18 protein-coding genes are annotated in these 15451 nt (G+C 59.3%); 7 read left to right on the top strand and 11 right to left on the bottom strand.

The genetic code is table 11. The features are described from left to right. Positions 1–36: 36 nt before the first annotated feature. Entirely contained in the window at positions 37–765 is a 729-nt protein-coding gene (locus HKK52_RS31290; protein WP_169373956.1) for a peptidase C39 family protein, read from the bottom strand. Positions 766–945: 180 nt separating this feature from the next. On the opposite strand from HKK52_RS31290, the gene HKK52_RS31285 reads away from it, so the two are divergent. Continuing rightward, on the top strand, positions 946–1101 hold the full coding sequence (locus tag HKK52_RS31285; protein WP_169368747.1) for a hypothetical protein: 156 nt from the start codon (positions 946–948) through the stop codon (positions 1099–1101). A gap of 82 nt (positions 1102–1183) precedes the next feature. Here HKK52_RS31285 and HKK52_RS31280 read toward each other — a convergent pair whose 3' ends face one another. Together HKK52_RS31280 and HKK52_RS31275 are read right to left on the bottom strand one after the other, a co-directional pair. Further along, entirely contained in the window at positions 1184–1933 is a 750-nt protein-coding gene (locus HKK52_RS31280) for a TerC family protein (RefSeq protein WP_169373955.1), read from the bottom strand. A 28-nt stretch (positions 1934–1961) separates the two neighbouring features. Then, positions 1962–2204, bottom strand: coding sequence for a hypothetical protein (locus HKK52_RS31275; protein WP_169373954.1), 243 nt, complete (start codon positions 2202–2204; stop codon positions 1962–1964). 134 nt (positions 2205–2338) lie between these two features. On the opposite strand from HKK52_RS31275, the gene nhaR reads away from it, so the two are divergent. Next, positions 2339–3238 (top strand): transcriptional activator NhaR, encoded by a 900-nt coding sequence (nhaR, locus tag HKK52_RS31270; RefSeq protein WP_169373953.1) that lies wholly within the window; start codon positions 2339–2341, stop codon positions 3236–3238. Here nhaR and HKK52_RS31265 read toward each other — a convergent pair. Further along, positions 3225–4385 (bottom strand): MFS transporter, encoded by a 1161-nt coding sequence (locus HKK52_RS31265; protein WP_169373952.1) that lies wholly within the window; start codon positions 4383–4385, stop codon positions 3225–3227. The two genes, nhaR and HKK52_RS31265, sit on opposite strands and share 14 nt — an antisense overlap. Positions 4386–4717: 332 nt before the next feature. On the opposite strand from HKK52_RS31265, the gene sstT reads away from it, so the two are divergent. Continuing rightward, positions 4718–5950, top strand: a complete 1233-nt coding sequence (sstT, locus tag HKK52_RS31260; RefSeq protein WP_169373951.1) for a serine/threonine transporter SstT — start codon at positions 4718–4720, stop codon at positions 5948–5950. Positions 5951–6097: 147 nt separating this feature from the next. Here sstT and HKK52_RS31255 read toward each other — a convergent pair whose 3' ends face one another. Beyond that, complete coding sequence (locus HKK52_RS31255) at positions 6098–6607, bottom strand: DUF1993 domain-containing protein (RefSeq protein WP_169373950.1); 510 nt, start codon at positions 6605–6607, stop codon at positions 6098–6100. Positions 6608–6748: 141 nt separating this feature from the next. Between HKK52_RS31255 and HKK52_RS31250 the strand changes: the two genes are divergently transcribed. Further along, positions 6749–7396, top strand: coding sequence for a YceH family protein (locus HKK52_RS31250; RefSeq protein WP_133838825.1), 648 nt, complete (start codon positions 6749–6751; stop codon positions 7394–7396). Between the two features lie 180 nt (positions 7397–7576). On the opposite strand, the gene HKK52_RS31245 is transcribed toward HKK52_RS31250, so the two are convergent. Together HKK52_RS31245 and HKK52_RS31240 are read right to left on the bottom strand one after the other, a co-directional pair. Then, positions 7577–8095: a cupin domain-containing protein gene (locus HKK52_RS31245; protein WP_169373949.1), complete on the bottom strand. Its 519-nt coding sequence runs from the start codon at positions 8093–8095 to the stop codon at positions 7577–7579. Between the two features lie 201 nt (positions 8096–8296). Then, the gene (locus tag HKK52_RS31240; protein ID WP_169373948.1) at positions 8297–9115 is read right to left on the bottom strand and encodes a shikimate 5-dehydrogenase; all 819 of its coding nucleotides are present in this window, start codon (positions 9113–9115) and stop codon (positions 8297–8299) included. A 245-nt stretch (positions 9116–9360) separates the two neighbouring features. Between HKK52_RS31240 and HKK52_RS31235 the strand changes: the two genes are divergently transcribed. The 3 genes from HKK52_RS31235 (at position 9361) to HKK52_RS31225 (ending at position 10434) form a co-directional block, all read left to right on the top strand. Continuing rightward, entirely contained in the window at positions 9361–9720 is a 360-nt protein-coding gene (locus tag HKK52_RS31235; protein WP_149662255.1) for a hypothetical protein, read from the top strand. Positions 9721–9956: 236 nt separating this feature from the next. Next, positions 9957–10151, top strand: coding sequence for a hypothetical protein (locus HKK52_RS31230; RefSeq protein ID WP_123409983.1), 195 nt, complete (start codon positions 9957–9959; stop codon positions 10149–10151). Positions 10152–10251: 100 nt separating this feature from the next. Next, positions 10252–10434 carry a hypothetical protein gene (locus HKK52_RS31225; protein ID WP_169373947.1) on the top strand — a complete coding sequence of 61 codons (183 nt, stop codon included), beginning with the start codon at positions 10252–10254 and terminating at the stop codon, positions 10432–10434. Here the strand turns inward: HKK52_RS31225 and HKK52_RS31220 are convergent. From HKK52_RS31220 to HKK52_RS31205, 4 genes are all read right to left on the bottom strand, one after another. Continuing rightward, the gene (locus tag HKK52_RS31220) at positions 10431–11492 is read right to left on the bottom strand and encodes an AI-2E family transporter (protein WP_169373946.1); all 1062 of its coding nucleotides are present in this window, start codon (positions 11490–11492) and stop codon (positions 10431–10433) included. The genes HKK52_RS31225 and HKK52_RS31220 overlap by 4 nt on opposite strands. Before the next feature lie 148 nt (positions 11493–11640). Continuing rightward, complete coding sequence (locus HKK52_RS31215; protein ID WP_169373945.1) at positions 11641–12270, bottom strand: hypothetical protein; 630 nt, start codon at positions 12268–12270, stop codon at positions 11641–11643. 450 nt (positions 12271–12720) lie between these two features. Further along, positions 12721–14805 carry a prolyl oligopeptidase family serine peptidase gene (locus tag HKK52_RS31210; RefSeq protein WP_169373944.1) on the bottom strand — a complete coding sequence of 695 codons (2085 nt, stop codon included), beginning with the start codon at positions 14803–14805 and terminating at the stop codon, positions 12721–12723. A gap of 90 nt (positions 14806–14895) precedes the next feature. Further along, positions 14896–15444 carry a hypothetical protein gene (locus tag HKK52_RS31205; protein WP_169373943.1) on the bottom strand — a complete coding sequence of 183 codons (549 nt, stop codon included), beginning with the start codon at positions 15442–15444 and terminating at the stop codon, positions 14896–14898. Positions 15445–15451: the final 7 nt, after the last annotated feature.

Raw genomic sequence — 15451 nt, 5'->3', positions numbered from 1 at the left:
CACGCGACGGTGCCCTGGAGATGACGAACGGAGCTGCTATTGAGCCTGCAACGCCTTGGTCGCCCGTGCGGCGGCCTGTTCCTGCCCCGCCTGCCCCAGGTCGCTCGCGGCCTTGAGCCAGCGTTGCTCATCGACCCTGGCCGGAATCTGGTTCGGCTTCTGGATCAGCACGGCCCAGCCGCCCGCATCCTTGAAAGAGGACTCAAACGAATTGAAACCCATCAACAAGCGACGGTTCATTCCGGAGCGCAACAGCACCGTCTGCTTCTGCCGGTTGTAGCCGGCGAGGATGGCGTAGCGCGGTTCGGCCCAGAACGCCGAGCCTTCGGTGAAACGCACCATCACCGGATAACCGGCGGCAACCTGGGTCAACAACGCCGGCAAATTACTGTCGAGGGGATACACCACCATGCCGTACTCGCGGGCCAGATTCTGCATGTTCTGCTGCAACTGCGCTTCGGCGCCCGGCAAATGCAGGGGTTTTTCCAGCAGCCCCGGCGTAATCACCACGCCCTGCTGGGACAACATGCTGGCAAGGACTTGTGGCCCGCTTTGATTGGCCTCGCCACGGTAGAACGTACCGCTGAGTTCAACACGCTCCGGCAGCCGCTTGACCTCCGGAGCCACGCTACCGGCGCAGCCCGCCAACACGCCGACGCAACCCATCACCAGCACCGCAGAACGAATCCGAGAAAATACCCGCACCATCATTACTCTCTTGTTCAGACGCCAGGCAATCGCGCCCCCGGCTTGGCCATTGATCATAGGTCGCCACGGGACAGCGGTATAGCCTTAACCGGCAGTTGTTTGCATTCGATAGAGCGAAGTGGTTGGTGACAGGCGACCTTTGGTCAATAGCCTGAAACACAGCAGCGACTAGACTGTCACTTGCATAGCGTGTGTATGCCCGAAGCAGGGCAAAGAGGAGGCACGATGAGCCTGACAATGACAATCGTAATGCTGATTTCCGGCTGGCTGGCCGTGGCCGCCGCCATGTTATGGGGAGTCCTGCGCATCACCCGCCGGCACCATCATCATCCGGTGCAATCGGTCCCCGCCAAACCCGATCAACCGGCGGCACGCCCCGCCACTGCGCACTGACCGACACCTTTCAGCCCGCCAAACAAAAACGGCCGCCTGGACTCTTGCGAGTGCAGGCGGCCGTTCTGTTTAACGCCGACTTTTACGCTTCGGCAGACAAGCGCTTCTGCTTGGCCCGCCGGGACATCATGTTCAACCCCTCGATCGTGGCCGAGAACGCCATCGCCGCATAAACGTAGCCTTTCGGTACGTGAGCGCCAAAGCCTTCGGCGATCAGCGTCATGCCGATCATGATCAGGAAGCCCAGGGCCAGCATCACCACGGTCGGGTTGTCGTTGATGAACCTGGCCAGCGGGTCAGCGGCCAGCAACATCACCAGTACCGACACCACCACCGCGATGATCATGATCGGCAAATGCTCGGTCATGCCGACGGCGGTAATGATGCTGTCGATGGAGAACACCATGTCGAGCATCAGGATCTGCCCGATCGCCGCAGCAAAGCCGAGGCTGACGCCGGAGGTGGCCGACTTCGGATCGTCCGGCGCCGGATCCATGCTGTGATGGATCTCGGTTGTCGCCTTCCACAACAGGAACAGGCCACCGGCGATCAGGATCATGTCCTTCCAGGAGAACGTCTGGCCGAGGATATCGATCACCGGCTCGGTCAACTGCACGATGAAGGCGATGGTGCTCAACAGCGCCAGGCGCAGGATCAGCGCCATGCCGATACCGATGCGGCGGGCTTTCTGCCGGTGTTGCTCGGGCAGTTTATTGGTCAGGATCGAAATGAAGATCAGGTTATCGATGCCGAGCACGATTTCCATGACGATCAACGTGGCCAGGGCGACCCAGGCGGTGGGGCTGGCGGCTAGTTCTACAAGATATTCCATGGGTCAGTCCTGACTCGCTTAAGACGATTTAGATTTCCTGGGACGAAGATTCGGTTTTCTCTTTCTCTTCGGCCGGTTGTTCTTTCTTGCTGATCAGGCCGCCAGTGGCATCACTGAGCGCCTGTTCGGCGGCTTTATGGGTGTCGTCGATCGCCTGTTTGGCGCTCTCGGTGGCCTTGCCCATCAGTTGTTGCGCACTCTTTTCGGCCTGGTCACAACCGGCCAATACCAGTAAAGACGTGATCAGCAGCGCCGTAGCGGTAAGTTTCATGGGATCTCCTCGTTAGAACGGACAGGCGCGAAAAGCCGCCCCGTCGATAGCGAGGCATTCTATGGAGGCAAACACTTCAGGAAAATTCGTATTTTTAACGGTTATACTTCGGGTTTAACGAAGTGTAGGTCGCCATGCTGAATTATCGACAGCTGCATTACTTCTGGGTGGTGGCCAAGACCGGCAGCATCGTGCGCGCCTGCGAGCAGTTGAACCTGACGCCGCAAACCATCAGCGGGCAGATTTCCCTGTTCGAACAAACCTACGGCATCGAGTTGTTTCGCCGGGTCGGGCGCAATCTGGAACTCACCGAAGCCGGGCGCCAGACGTTGCCCTACGCCGAGCAGATGTTCCAGCTCGGTGGCGAACTGGAACTGATGCTGCGCGCCCAGCCCAACGAGCAGCAGATTCTGTTTCGGGTCGGCGTGGCGGATGTGGTGCCCAAATCCATCGTCTATCGACTGATCGCACCGACCATGGAATTGAGCGAACCGCTGCGCATCACCTGTCGCGAGGACAAACTGGAACGCTTGCTCGCCGACCTGGCGATCCAGCGCCTGGACCTGGTGATTTCCGACAGCCCGATGCCGTCGCACCTGGACATCAAGGGCTACAGCCAGAAGCTCGGGGAATGCGGGATCAGTTTCTTTGCGACACAAGAACTGGCGGCGCAGTACGGACAGGACTTCCCGCGCAGCCTGCACGGCGCACCGCTGTTGATTCCCGGGCCGGAAACCGTGGTGCGCAGTCGTTTGCAGCGCTGGTTTGCCGAGCAGCAGATCCAGCCGCGCATCGTCGGTGAGTTTGATGACAGCGCGTTGATGCAGGCGTTCGGTCAATCCGGCAGCGGGATTTTCATCGGCCCGAGCGTGATTGCCGACGAGGTGAGACGCCAATATGGCGTGGAGTTGATCGGCCAGACCGACGCGGTGACCGAGTCGTTCTATGCCATCTCGGTGGAACGCAAGGTCAAGCACCCCGGCATTGTCGCCATTACCGAAGGTGCCCGACGCGAGTTGTTTACTGAGCTATGAGCGGCTCACGGGGCGCCATGGTCATCAGCGCCATGGCCAGCAGGATCGAAGCGAGGATGAAAGCAGCCGCCGCGAAACCCAGGCCACCCAGGCCAAAGGCATTGATCACCCGACCGCCAACCATCGCGCCCAGGCCAATTCCGAGGTTGGCCCCGGCGATGTTCAGCGACGCGGCAAAGGCCGGTGCCTCGGGAGCGGCTTTCATCAAACGCACATGGCTGACCAAAAACAGGGCTGCCTGAGTGATCCCCCAAATGCCCATCGCCGCCGCCAGACCGAGCGGCGACTGAATGTTCGGCACCAATGCAATCAGGCCGGCAATCAGGAACGCGCAGAACATCATCGACGCGATCAGCGGATGACGGTCCACCGCGCGGCCGCCCCACCAGTTGCCGATCAGCCCGACCGCACCGAAGCCCATCAGGCACCAGCCGACCAGCGTGCCGTTGAAACCGGCCAGGCGTTCGAGAATGTCCGCCAGGTAGGTATAAGCGGTGAACATGCCGGTAAACACCAGGATCGACAGCAGCACATGGCCGATCATCAACGGGCTGCGCAGGATTTTGAACTGTGAACGAAAGCTCACCTGGTTCTGATGCAGGAGGGTGCGCGGCAAGTAGATATACAGCAGCAAAGCCTTGGCAATCGCGATCACCGCCAGGATGCCAAAGGCGCTGCGCCAGCCGAATGCATCGGAAATCAGCGTGCCGACCGGAATGCCGAACACCATGGCGCAAACAATGCCAAAGCCGATTTTGGAAATGGCCCGCCCCGCGTGATCCGGCCCGACGATGTCCACTGCGGTCTCACTGGCCAGGGCCCAGAACACCGGCAGGCCCAGCGCCGGAATCAACCGGGCAAAGGCCATCACCCAGATATTCGGCGCGAACGCCGCAACCGTGTTGGCCACGCCGAACATGATCAATATCGAGATAAACAGCTTACGACGCTCGAAGCGGGCGAAGTATGCGGTCAGGAACGGACCAAACGCGGCCACGGTAAAGGCGAACAGCGTCACCAGCAGACCGGCCTGGGGAATGCTGACTTCCAGGTCTCGGGCAATCGCCGGCAACAGGCCAACGATGATGAATTCCGTGGTCAGCACCGTGAAACCGGCGGCCGACAACAGAAGAATGGGCAGCAGCATGTGGAACTCCAGAAAACGACGACAGCAGCGATAGCCCGAAGGCCCGCTGGCAGAACTTGAAAATGAGGAGGGCGAATCTTAACAGAGTGTTTCCCGGCCGGGTTGCACGAACCTGCCGATTGCGTTGAAACCCGAGTGGCAGATCGTCACAGGTCTGAAGGATCGGGACGACCCTGTGATAAAGTCCGCGCCCTGCGATTCGTACACCCTGTTCATCGGCCAGTTGCTGGCATTGATGGCGCGATACTCCCTCGGTTCCTCCATGTGGCCTGCCCCGCTTATTGCTGCGTGACCTGCGGAACCCTGCACCCAAAAAAATCAGAGATACCGTTATGAGCGCTTCATCCCCTTCCCTATTGCACCGTTTGAAACGCACCAGCCTGGTCACGCAAATCATCATCGGCCTGATCGCCGGCATCGCCCTGGCCCTGTTCGCGCCGGAACTGGCGAAGTCCACCGCGTTCATCGGCAAAGTGTTTGTCGCGGCGCTGAAAGCCGTCGCGCCGATTCTGGTATTCGTGCTGGTCATGGCCTCGATTGCCAACCATAAACACGGCCAGGAAACCCACATCCGGCCGATTTTGTTTCTTTATCTATTGGGCACGTTTGCCGCCGCGGTTGTCGCCGTGGTGGCCAGCACGCTGTTCCCGTCGAGCCTGGTGTTAGCCACGCACGATGTCGCGGTGACGGCCCCGGGCGGTATCGGTGAAGTGCTGCAAAGTCTGTTGCTGAGTGTGGTCGACAACCCGGTCAGCGCGCTGATGAACGCCAACTTCATCGGCATTCTGGCGTGGGCGATCGGCATGGGCGTTGCGATTCGCCATGCCGGTGACACCACCCGCGAAGTGCTCGGTGACCTGTCCAACGGCGTGACCTTGATCGTGCGCCTGGTGATCCGTTTTGCGCCGCTGGGGATTTTCGGCCTGGTGGCTTCGACCCTGGCCACCTCAGGCTTCGGTGCGTTGATCGGCTACGTGCACCTGCTGGCCGTGTTGCTCGGCTGCATGCTGTTCGTGGCGCTGGTGATGAACCCGGCCATCGTGTTCTGGAAGCTGCGACGCAACCCGTATCCGCTGGTGCTGATATGCCTGCGGGAAAGCGGCATTACCGCATTCTTCACCCGCAGTTCGGCGGCGAACATTCCGGTGAATCTGGAATTGAGCAAGCGCCTGGGATTGCATGAAGACACCTACTCGGTGTCGATCCCGCTCGGTGCGACCATCAACATGGCTGGCGCGGCGATCACGATTACCGTGCTGACCCTGGCGGCCGTGCATACCCTGGGGATTGCCGTGGACATTCCAACGGCGATTTTGCTCAGCGTTGTCGCGGCGATTTGTGCCTGTGGTGCTTCGGGTGTGGCGGGTGGTTCGTTGTTGCTGATTCCACTGGCGTGCAGTCTGTTTGGCATTCCGAGTGAGATTGCCATGCAGGTGGTGGCGGTGGGTTTCATCATTGGTGTGTTGCAGGATTCGGCGGAGACGGCGTTGAATTCGTCTACCGATGTGTTGTTCACAGCCGCAGCGTGTTTGGGTGAAGACGAAAAAGCCCAACGTCTGGCCTGATACCCCACCTCTGTAGGAGCCAGGCTTGCCGGCGAAGGCGATCTTGAGTACGCCTTCGCCGGCAAGCCTGGCTCCTACAAAGGCAAAGGAAAACGAAAAAGCCCGCCAAGGCGCAAACCTTGGCGGGCTTTTTTGTAGCCGGGTGGTTTAGAACGCGCCCATGTAATCGCGCTTGCCCACTTCCACACCGTTGTGACGCAGCAAGGCGTAGGCAGTGGTGACGTGGAAGAAGAACTGCGGCAGGCCGTAGCTCAACAGGTAAGCCTGGCCGCTGAAGCGCTTCTCTTTCGGCGTGCCTGGACGGGTGATGATCTCGATGCCTTCCTTGCCATCGATCTGCTCGGGCTTGATCTCGCCGATGTAGGCCAGCACCTTGCTGATCAGTGCTTGCAGCTCGGCGAAGGTGGTTTCGGTGTCTTCGTACTTCGGCACTTCGACTTCGGCCAGACGCGAAGAAACGCCCTTGGCGAAATCAACGGCGATCTGCACCTGACGCACCAGCGGGAACATGTCCGGGTACAGGCGGGCTTGCAGGAACGCGTTCGGGTCGATGTTTTTCGCGGTGGCGTGGGCTTCAGCCTTGTTCAGAACGTCGCTCAGGGCGGTGAGCATTTGTTTGAAAACCGGGACGGAAGCGGCGTACAGGGAAATGGTCATGGCAGTCTCGTGTTGTGGCGGGTGTGAAAACGTGGAGCGATTATAGCCATGCTTGATGACCGGGCGGCTTGCCTTTTGTTCGGCAAGGATTAGGCTAGGCGGCTTCGACTGCATGCTTCGACAGCAAAGGGAAAAGCGCGAATGAGCACTGAGCAAGAGACGACCTTCGACGAGCCGCGCCTCAACAGCACGGAAATCCGCATTCTGGGCGCCTTGATCGAGAAACAGGCCACCAGCCCGGAAACCTATCCGCTGACCCTCAATGCGCTGGTGATTGCCTGTAACCAGAAAACCAGCCGCGAACCGGTGATGAACCTGACCCAGGGCCAGGTCGGCCAGAGCCTGCGCGCCCTCGAAGGTCGCGGGTTTACCCGACTGGTGATGGGCAGCCGTGCCGACCGCTGGGAACACAAGGTGGACAAGGCGCTGGAGCTGGTGCCGGCCCAGGTGATCCTGACCGGGCTGTTGTTTCTGCGCGGCCCGCAAACCGTGAATGAACTGCTGACCCGCAGCGGCCGCATGCATGAGTTTGAAGATGCCGAGCAAGTGGTGCATCAGCTGGAGCGCTTGATCGCTCGCGGTCTGGCGCTGTTGATTCCGCGTCAGGCGGGGCAGCGTGAAGACCGCTATATGCATGCACTGGGCGATCCGGCGGACATCGAAGTGATTCTGGCGGCACGGCAGAACCCGACGGAACGTGGCGCTGGCGGCGGCGTGTCGGTGGAGCGGATCGAAGAGCTGGAGGCGCGGATTGCGGCGCTGGAAGAGCGCCTGGCGCGTCTCGAATAATGAGGCTGTCCGTAGCAGCTGCCGAGCCTGCGAGGCTGCGTTCGAGGACGAAGTCCTCGCAAATCCTGCGCTCGCGGTTTAGCTGAAATGACCGTGGAGCCCGTTTTACGACTGCTTCGCAGTCGGACGCAGCCTCGCAGGCTCGGCAGCTACTACACAAATCGGATTAATCCGGGAATGTTATTCGCCGTCCCAGTAGTCGATGCCGTCGGCCTGCCTGGCTACGGCGACGAAACCTGAAGTGTTGCCTTCGGCGTCCACTTTGAAATCATCCATGACCACGTACTTGCCGGAATCCGGGTACTCGCAAATCTCCGGCGATTGCTGAGTACTGACCACCAGATAACGCAATTCGGCATTGCTGCTGTTGATGATCTGATGCGCCGCTTCCGGACCACCCGGCGGGCAAGCGATCACGTCGCCGGCGCGGATCGGAAAGCGCTCGGCGCCGAGGCGCACCTCGCCTTCCCCGGCCACGACGTAAAACATCTCCTCGTTGACCCGATGGCTATGAAACGGACTGCCGCGCATCCCCGGTTCCAGCGCATACAAGCGATAACCGAGCTTCTGCGCGCCCAGTTGCTGGCCGATGCGGGCCATGCGCTGTTGATAACGGTCGGCGGTGTCGCCGGTCGGGGCCACCGCTTCAGGCAGCGGCAACAGTTCGGCCTGATCCAGATTGAGAATGGCGGGATGCATGGAGACCTCGATCACGGTTTTTTAGTGTTGGAGGCAAGTCTTGGCTTGCTGGCGAGCAGTATAGGCTGGGGTGTGGGTTTGTCTGCGGGACCGAGGCGCGGCCGTTCGCGGGCACGCCTCGCTCCCACAGGGGCCGGTGATAACCCGTAGGAGCGAGGCTTGCCCGCGAAGGGGCCAGCAAAGCCAAGCCATTAACTGAAATCAGCTCCGGGCAAACGCCACCGCAGCCTGGAACTGCTCATCCGTCGGCCGGACACCGGTATAAAGCACAAACTGCTCCAACGCCTGGATCGCGATCACTTCCAGCCCGGTGATCACCCGCTTGCCTTCGGCTCGACCACGCACAATCAGCGGTGTTTCCGAGGGGATCGCTACCACATCGAACACGGTCTCTGCAGACTTGATCACTTCAGCGTCGAACGCCAGTTGATCAGCCTCTGGCCCGCCGGTCATGCCGATGGGCGTGACGTTGATCAGCATCTGCGGGCGCTTGGCTCCGAGTTCCGCTTGCCATTCATAGCCCAGCGACTCGGCTAAAGCCTGCCCGGCGCGCTCATTGCGGGCCACGATCAGGCCGTTGGCGTAACCGCCATCGCGCAAGGCACTGGCCACCGCTTTCGCCATGCCACCGCTGCCGCGCAAGGCAAAGGTCGAGTCCTTGGGCACCTGGTGAGTTTCAAGCAACTGGGCGATGGCGATGTAATCGGTGTTGTAGGCCTTTAGATGGCCGTCGGTGTTGACGATGGTGTTGATCGACTGAATGGCGGCCGCTGAGGCGTCCAGTTCATCGACCAGCGCGATGCAGGCTTCCTTGAATGGCATCGACACGCCGCACCCGCGAATGCCCAGGGCGCGAATGCCACCGACCGCGCCGGTCAGGTCTTTGCTGCTGAAGGCCTTGTAGTAAAAATTCAGCCCCAACTGTTCGTACAGATGATTGTGAAATCGCAGGCCAAAGTTCCCGGGGCGCCCTGAGAGCGACATGCACAGCTGGGTGTCTTTGTTGGGGTTCATCTGCATGAAACTTCTCCTTTCAATGCACTTTCGGATAGACGGGATTAGCCATTCCATCCTGTTCTGTTCGATCATAAGGCCTGTCTGCACGGGGCTTTGCAGGACCGTAAGGAAGCCGGTACAGACCTTACACAAAATTTACCAAACGGCTGTGCAGTTTTTCAAAAAAGCGCTGTCTTAGAAGTATCCCCGCGACAATCCTTGGGTCTATTGCAGATTCAAGCGCCGGGTCGAAGAACCGAGGAATTATCATGATCCGTAAAATCCCCACAGTAGCCTTGTTGATCGGTGTACTGGCTGTCGCAGGGCAGGCAGAAGCCCATGGCGGTGGCGGCTGGCAAGGTCCAGCGGTGTTTGGTGCGATCGTTGGCTCGGCCATCGTCGGCTCGGCCCTTATTAACGCCAATCGGCCAGTCTATGTAGAGCAGGCGCCGGTTTACGTTCAGCCACAACCGGTTTACGTACAACAACCGCCACCACCGGTTTATTACCAGCCGGCCCCGGTTTATGTGCAGCAGCCGGTGTACTACCGCCCGGCGCCGGTTTATTACGGCCCGCCCCGCGGCTATTACGGCCGCCCCCACGGTTACTATGGTGGCCCACGCTACTAACTGACTTATCAGGCCCCGCCTTAAAAGCGGGGCCTTTTTTATGCCCGCCAGTCGGGCGAGGTCTGAATAAATCTCGTCAAGGTCGCTGTCGGGACAGTGTCGGCAGGTAAAGTAGGCAAGATTGACTCGACCGCCCTTCCCTTGCTTTAGGAAAAACGGTCATATTTATGTCATGACAGGTCCGCACAGTTGGAGCTGTCCGTAAACAACAGGTTGATAAAAACAAGGACGACCTCATGCCCACGCAAAACCCGCATCGCAATGTCGGCTTGTGCACTTCCAGCAAGGTGTACAACGCACTGACCGAACTCAAGCACCTGGAAGGCCATCGCAGCGCCAAGTTTCTTTCGCTGCTGGCCGAAAACCTGGTGCGCAAAGGCCTGCTCAATGAGCAGGAAGTGGTGCATATGCTCGATCTGGTCGTGGATTGACCGCCACACTCGCTGGCATCAATGACCACTATCGAGAACGTTGATTATCCGTTGAACCGCCTGGACCGTAAGGTAGCCCCATAGATTGATGGAGGTACTTATGTCTCAGGTTCAGATCATGTCCGTTATCGGCAGCGCCGTTCCCGCATCACTCAGAGAGCTGGGATTGCTCGCCTGTTGGTATGTGATGCGCGACGGCGAACCGATCAGCGGCCCGCTCACCTCGCTTCCCGCCGCCCAAGCCCTGTCGCAACGCATCGGCACGGTTCAGCTCATTGCCTAAGGCAACTGCACCCGCGGTTTGGTTTCGATGAAGATCGCCCAGCTCGACATGAAGAGCGCGGCGATCAGCGGCCCGATGACAAACCCGTTCAGACCGAACACGGCCATGCCGCCCAGGGTCGAGATCAGGATCATGTAGTCGGGCATCTTCGTGTCCTTGCCCACCAGGATCGGCCGTAGCACGTTATCCACCAGGCCAATCACGAACACCCCGAACAGCCCCAGCACCACGCCCTGCCAGATCGCGCCGCTGAGCAGGAAGTACAACGCCACCGGCGCCCAGACAATCCCCGCCCCCACCGCTGGCAACAGCGACAGAAACGCCATCAATACCGCCCAGAGCAACGCACTGGAAATGTCCAGGAACCAGAAAATCAAACCACCCAACGCGCCCTGTGTGATCGCCACCAGCAGGTTGCCTTTGACGGTGGCCCGCACCACGCGATTGAACTTGAGCTGCAAACGGCGTTTCTGGTGTTCTTGCAACGGTACGGCGGTACGGACTTTACGCGCCAGTTCGGCGCCGTCCCGCAGAAAGAAGAACAACAGGTACAGCATGATGAAAAAGCTGACGATGAACTCGAACGTGCCTTGGCCAAACGTGACCACCTGCGCGGCCACAAACTGACTGCCCTGCATCGCGCCCTTGACGACTTTGTCCTGCAAGCCTTTCAACTCACCGACACCGAACCGATCGAGCAAATGCTGGAAATACGGCGGCAAGCCATGCTTGAACTGCGACACATAGGCGGCAATGTCCAGCTCTCCGCTTTCAATGCGGCTGTACAGCGACGCCCCCTCCTGAACCAGCAAAACGCTGATGATGATCACCGGCAGAATCGCGATCACCAGGCATATACCCAACGTGCACAGCGACGTCAGGTTGCGCTGCCAGCCGAATTTCAATTGCAGGCGCCGTTGCAACGGCGCGAACACGATGCCGAGGATGACGGCCCAGAACACCGCGCCGTAAAACGGCAGCAGGATCCCGATAAACGCCAGGGTGACCACCAGCAGCAAGACGAGCAGCGATCTGTTTTGTAGCGCGGTTTCTTTCATGTCCGATCCATGTCAGTGCAAAGGACGCAGGTGCGCGTCTGATGCTTAGTCCGCCACGGTTCGCGCGAGTGCCATCCGTTTGTTCAACAAGCATAGATCCAGTTCGATAAACCCACGGTGATCAGGCTGAAGGTGACCAGAAGTTGGGCTAGCAGCTGGTTATTTGGCCCGTTTCAATCCTGTTGACACGCCCTTTGTCCGACCGGGTCCACAGCCAGTTATAGACGTCATAGCCGCCTTCGCACTTACCTTTCTTTGTGCCTTGGAAGTCGAAAGTCCGCCATGCGCCAGCCTGATGTGAAGGCATCCCAAGCACGCTTTGAATTTCCAGGTCCATGGTGCCCAGCCATAGCTGATTGGCGAGTGACGGCGGCTGCAGCTGTACCGGTAACGCAGGACAATCTTTGCTCGACCGTACAGTCTTGAGTTGCTCGGCAACAACACCCGTCACAGCGTGTTCATCACCCCCCATCTCACCGTTCGAGATGATCCAGATCCGCACTCCGGCACTGGGTTGGCTGTAGCACAACCAGTACTCACTACCACCTGCATCGCCTCGATGCGCGATGGTGCCAATGGACGCTTCGCTCATCACCTGCGCCAGCGTTGTTTTCTCGAATTGAATAACGAACGTCCCAAGCATTAGGTTTTCTGAAGGCGCTTCCTTCAGAGAGGCCGGCCATCCGACCGCATCGAATGCTTCCTTGGGCGGGGGAACAGCGGCTGTCGCACCGAAGGCGACACTGAAGAGTCCAAAAAATAACGTTGACCGATTCATAGCGCTCCTTTGTTTGCTGGCGACACAACTTCAACCACGTGCACTGTCAGTCATCGCTCACTTGAAATCTGCTGTAGCCGAACTGATCTGCAACACTTGCCAAAAGTGCCTCAGACGCTTGCAGTTCTTCAAATAATATTGCCTGTGCCCTCTCCATTGCTTGTGCGGCAGATCGCTTTAGTTCGACCTCTCGATTAAATGCGGACTCGACTTTCACCTTTCGTACCCACTCAGAGGAACTCATATTCGCACTGTCCGTGACGGCTGATGGCTTCGATGTTCATTGAACCTTTCGGTAGTGTATGTAGGAAATTTCCCAAACCATCATCCGCGGCGATTTGACACCTTTATTGAAGCCGCAAACTTGTTCCGCTCCTGGATATATCTAAGGTATTTATGCCGGTAGCCGTCGACTTTTATGCCGACGGCTACGGTGATCACGCTGAAGTTTTATGTCTTGCTCAACTGTTCCCACAAGAAGCCATAGGTCAGCGCGTCCATGTGCGCCGACTGCGCATTACTGGCAGCACCGCCGTGGCCGCCTTCGATGTTCTCGTAGTACGTCACGTTCTTGCCGGCCTCGATCATCTTCGCGGCCATCTTGCGTGCATGGCCCGGATGCACGCGGTCATCGCGGGTCGATGTCAGGAACAACACCGGCGGGTAGGACCTGGCCGAATCGAACAGGTGGTAGGGCGAGAAAGTCTGGATGTAGGCCCACTCTTGCGGCACGTCCGGATTGCCGTACTCAGCCATCCACGAAGCCCCGGCCAATAGCTGGTTGTAACGCTGCATATCGAGCAGCGGCACCTGCACCACCACCGCACCGAACAGTTCCGGGTACTGCGTCAGCATATTGCCCGTCAGCAGGCCGCCGTTACTCCCGCCCTGCACGCCCAGGTGTTGCGCCGAGGTGATCCTGCGAGTGATCAGGTCTTGGGCCACGGCCGAGAAATCCTCATAGGCGCGCGGACGATTTTCCTTCAGCGCCGCCTGATGCCAGCGCGGGCCATACTCGCCACCACCGCGGATGTTGGCGACCACATAGACGCCGCCCTTCGACAGCCAGGCGCGTCCCAGGCCTCCGGAATAATCAGGCGTCAACGAGACCTCAAAACCGCCGTAGCCGTACAAGAGCGTCGGCGCGGTGCCGTCCAGTTTCAGGTCTTTCGGGCGCACCAGGAAGTACGGCACGCGGGTGCCATCCCTGGACACGGCGAAGTGCTGTTCGACCACCTGATGGCTGGAATCAAAAAACGCCGGCATGGTCTTCAGCGCTTCCGGCGCCTGGCCGATCTCGGCCAGAAACAAGGTAGTCGGCGTCAGGTAGTCGGCCGAGGTCAGCCAAACCGCGTCGCTGTCGTCGCTGTCCACGGCGCGGGCGTCCACGGTGCCGAAGTTCGGCGCTCCCGTGAACTCACTGCGCTGCCAGCCGTTCTCGCCGGGTGTCAGCACACTCAGGCGATTCTTGACGTCATTGAGTTCGTTCAGGACCAGATGATTTCGGGTGCAGATGACCCCAGCCAGGGAACTGGAAGGGGTGGGTGCGAACAGCACGTCAACGTTGCGCTGGCCAGCCATGAAATCGTCAAACCTGATCGCCAACAGCGAACCGGACGCGTATCCCTCGCCCATTTCCCAGTCATCGCGCAATTCCAGCAGCAGCCAGTCCCGGTGCACCCACTTGCTCGCCGAGTTCGGCGCATCGATCTTCGTCAGCGTGTTGTCCTTGCTACGCAGGTACATCTCGTCGTTGTAGAACGCCAGCGTGCGGCAGACAAAATCGCGCTCGAAGCCCGGCGTATCATCGTGCATGGCCGAGATGTACAGGTCGTCCGGCTGGCCTTCGTAGACCACGCTGGCGGCGCTGAGCGGGGTACCGCGCGCCCACTGTTTGACCACTCGCGGATAACCGGAACTGGTCAACGTGCCGTCACCGAAATCGGTGTAGACATAAACAGTGTCCAGGTCGATCCAGCCCAGGCCACCCTTGGCCTCGGGCAGCTGGAAGCCGTTGTCGACCCAGCACTTGGTGCTCAAGTCGAATTCACGGGTGACGCTGGCATCGGCACCACCGCGTGACAGCGCGATCAGGCAGCGTTGGTAGTCTGGATGCAAGCAGTCGGCGCCTTGCCAAACCCAGTTCTCGCCTTCGGCCTCGTTCAGTGCGTCGATGTCGAGTACCGTCTCCCACTCCGGCTGCGGCGTGCGGTATTCCTCCAGCGTGGTGCGACGCCAGAGCCCCCGAGGGTGGGCCGCGTCCGTCCAGAAGTTGTAATAGCAGGGACCGATTTTCTGTACGCCGGGAATCCGCGTATCCGAGTCGAGCACCGCCAGCAGCTCGGCTTCCATCTGCTTGAAGCTGTCGGACTGGGCGAGCCGGGCCTGGGTCCTGGCGTTCTGAATGTGCACCCATTCAAGCGACCGGGTGCCCTCGACGTCTTCAAGCCAAAGGTAAGGATCGCTGCCGCTGGCAGGCTCCAGGGCAGAGACCGCATCGGCGGCGATGAGGTCGGATTGGATGAGTTTTGACATCAGTGGCCTTCATTGGGACAAAGTCAGAGGCCACGAATGCTAACACTCTATACAAACTCATATGGGTGCAGCCCCCCGCACGACGTCCTGTCAGTGATCGATCCTCAACGCCTCGGTCAGCCGGTTGGCCGGGTAATTTTCATCGTAGATGATATCGGTGATGCGCCAGCCTTCCGGCGTCTTGCGCAACAGCACTTTGGTGTCATAGAAGGTCTTGTCGCCCAGCGCGGCCCAGGCCAGTTCTGAATGGGCGATCTCCCCCCACTGACGGGTTTCTAAAATCCGATATTGATCAACCCGATCCTGGAAACCGGTGATGAGCGTGTTGTCGACAAAAGCAGGCTTGTCTCCGGGATGCGCCTTGATTTGCCTGTCGCGTTCGACTTTCGCTTCAGCCAACAGACGAATAACGGCCGGGTCAAACAGTGGCTTGGCATCCTCGACCTTCAACAAAGCGCTATAGCCCTCCTTGAAGCCGTTCTTGAGATACCAGTCCGCCAGTTTTTTTACAGTGGCCTCGGGCGTATTGGCTTCAACTGAGCATCCCAGCAAGACCAGTCCCATAACGACCAGGCTGAGAGCTTGATAGAACTTCTTCGGTAATGGCATGGGGTCTCTCTTTCTTTCGATATTGTTCATGGAAATG

Origin of the sequence: Pseudomonas sp. ADAK2, assembly GCF_012935755.1 — a bacterium.
GTDB lineage: Bacteria > Pseudomonadota > Gammaproteobacteria > Pseudomonadales > Pseudomonadaceae > Aquipseudomonas.
This window is presented reverse-complemented; position numbering and strand designations above follow the sequence as displayed.

Coding starts and splice junctions, on each gene's coding strand:
- HKK52_RS31225 (WP_169373947.1), top strand. CDS start 10,252: ATGTCTCAGGTTCAGATCATGTCCGTTATCGGCAGCGCCGTTCCCGCA.
- HKK52_RS31230 (WP_123409983.1), top strand. CDS start 9,957: ATGCCCACGCAAAACCCGCATCGCAATGTCGGCTTGTGCACTTCCAGC.
- nhaR (WP_169373953.1), top strand. CDS start 2,339: ATGCTGAATTATCGACAGCTGCATTACTTCTGGGTGGTGGCCAAGACC.
- HKK52_RS31255 (WP_169373950.1), bottom strand. CDS start 6,607: ATGACCATTTCCCTGTACGCCGCTTCCGTCCCGGTTTTCAAACAAATG.
- HKK52_RS31205 (WP_169373943.1), bottom strand. CDS start 15,444: ATGAACAATATCGAAAGAAAGAGAGACCCCATGCCATTACCGAAGAAG.
- HKK52_RS31210 (WP_169373944.1), bottom strand. CDS start 14,805: ATGTCAAAACTCATCCAATCCGACCTCATCGCCGCCGATGCGGTCTCT.
- HKK52_RS31250 (WP_133838825.1), top strand. CDS start 6,749: ATGAGCACTGAGCAAGAGACGACCTTCGACGAGCCGCGCCTCAACAGC.
- HKK52_RS31215 (WP_169373945.1), bottom strand. CDS start 12,270: ATGAATCGGTCAACGTTATTTTTTGGACTCTTCAGTGTCGCCTTCGGT.
- sstT (WP_169373951.1), top strand. CDS start 4,718: ATGAGCGCTTCATCCCCTTCCCTATTGCACCGTTTGAAACGCACCAGC.
- HKK52_RS31265 (WP_169373952.1), bottom strand. CDS start 4,385: ATGCTGCTGCCCATTCTTCTGTTGTCGGCCGCCGGTTTCACGGTGCTG.
- HKK52_RS31235 (WP_149662255.1), top strand. CDS start 9,361: ATGATCCGTAAAATCCCCACAGTAGCCTTGTTGATCGGTGTACTGGCT.
- HKK52_RS31240 (WP_169373948.1), bottom strand. CDS start 9,115: ATGCAGATGAACCCCAACAAAGACACCCAGCTGTGCATGTCGCTCTCA.
- HKK52_RS31280 (WP_169373955.1), bottom strand. CDS start 1,933: ATGGAATATCTTGTAGAACTAGCCGCCAGCCCCACCGCCTGGGTCGCC.
- HKK52_RS31285 (WP_169368747.1), top strand. CDS start 946: ATGACAATCGTAATGCTGATTTCCGGCTGGCTGGCCGTGGCCGCCGCC.
- HKK52_RS31275 (WP_169373954.1), bottom strand. CDS start 2,204: ATGAAACTTACCGCTACGGCGCTGCTGATCACGTCTTTACTGGTATTG.
- HKK52_RS31220 (WP_169373946.1), bottom strand. CDS start 11,492: ATGAAAGAAACCGCGCTACAAAACAGATCGCTGCTCGTCTTGCTGCTG.
- HKK52_RS31245 (WP_169373949.1), bottom strand. CDS start 8,095: ATGCATCCCGCCATTCTCAATCTGGATCAGGCCGAACTGTTGCCGCTG.
- HKK52_RS31290 (WP_169373956.1), bottom strand. CDS start 765: ATGATCAATGGCCAAGCCGGGGGCGCGATTGCCTGGCGTCTGAACAAG.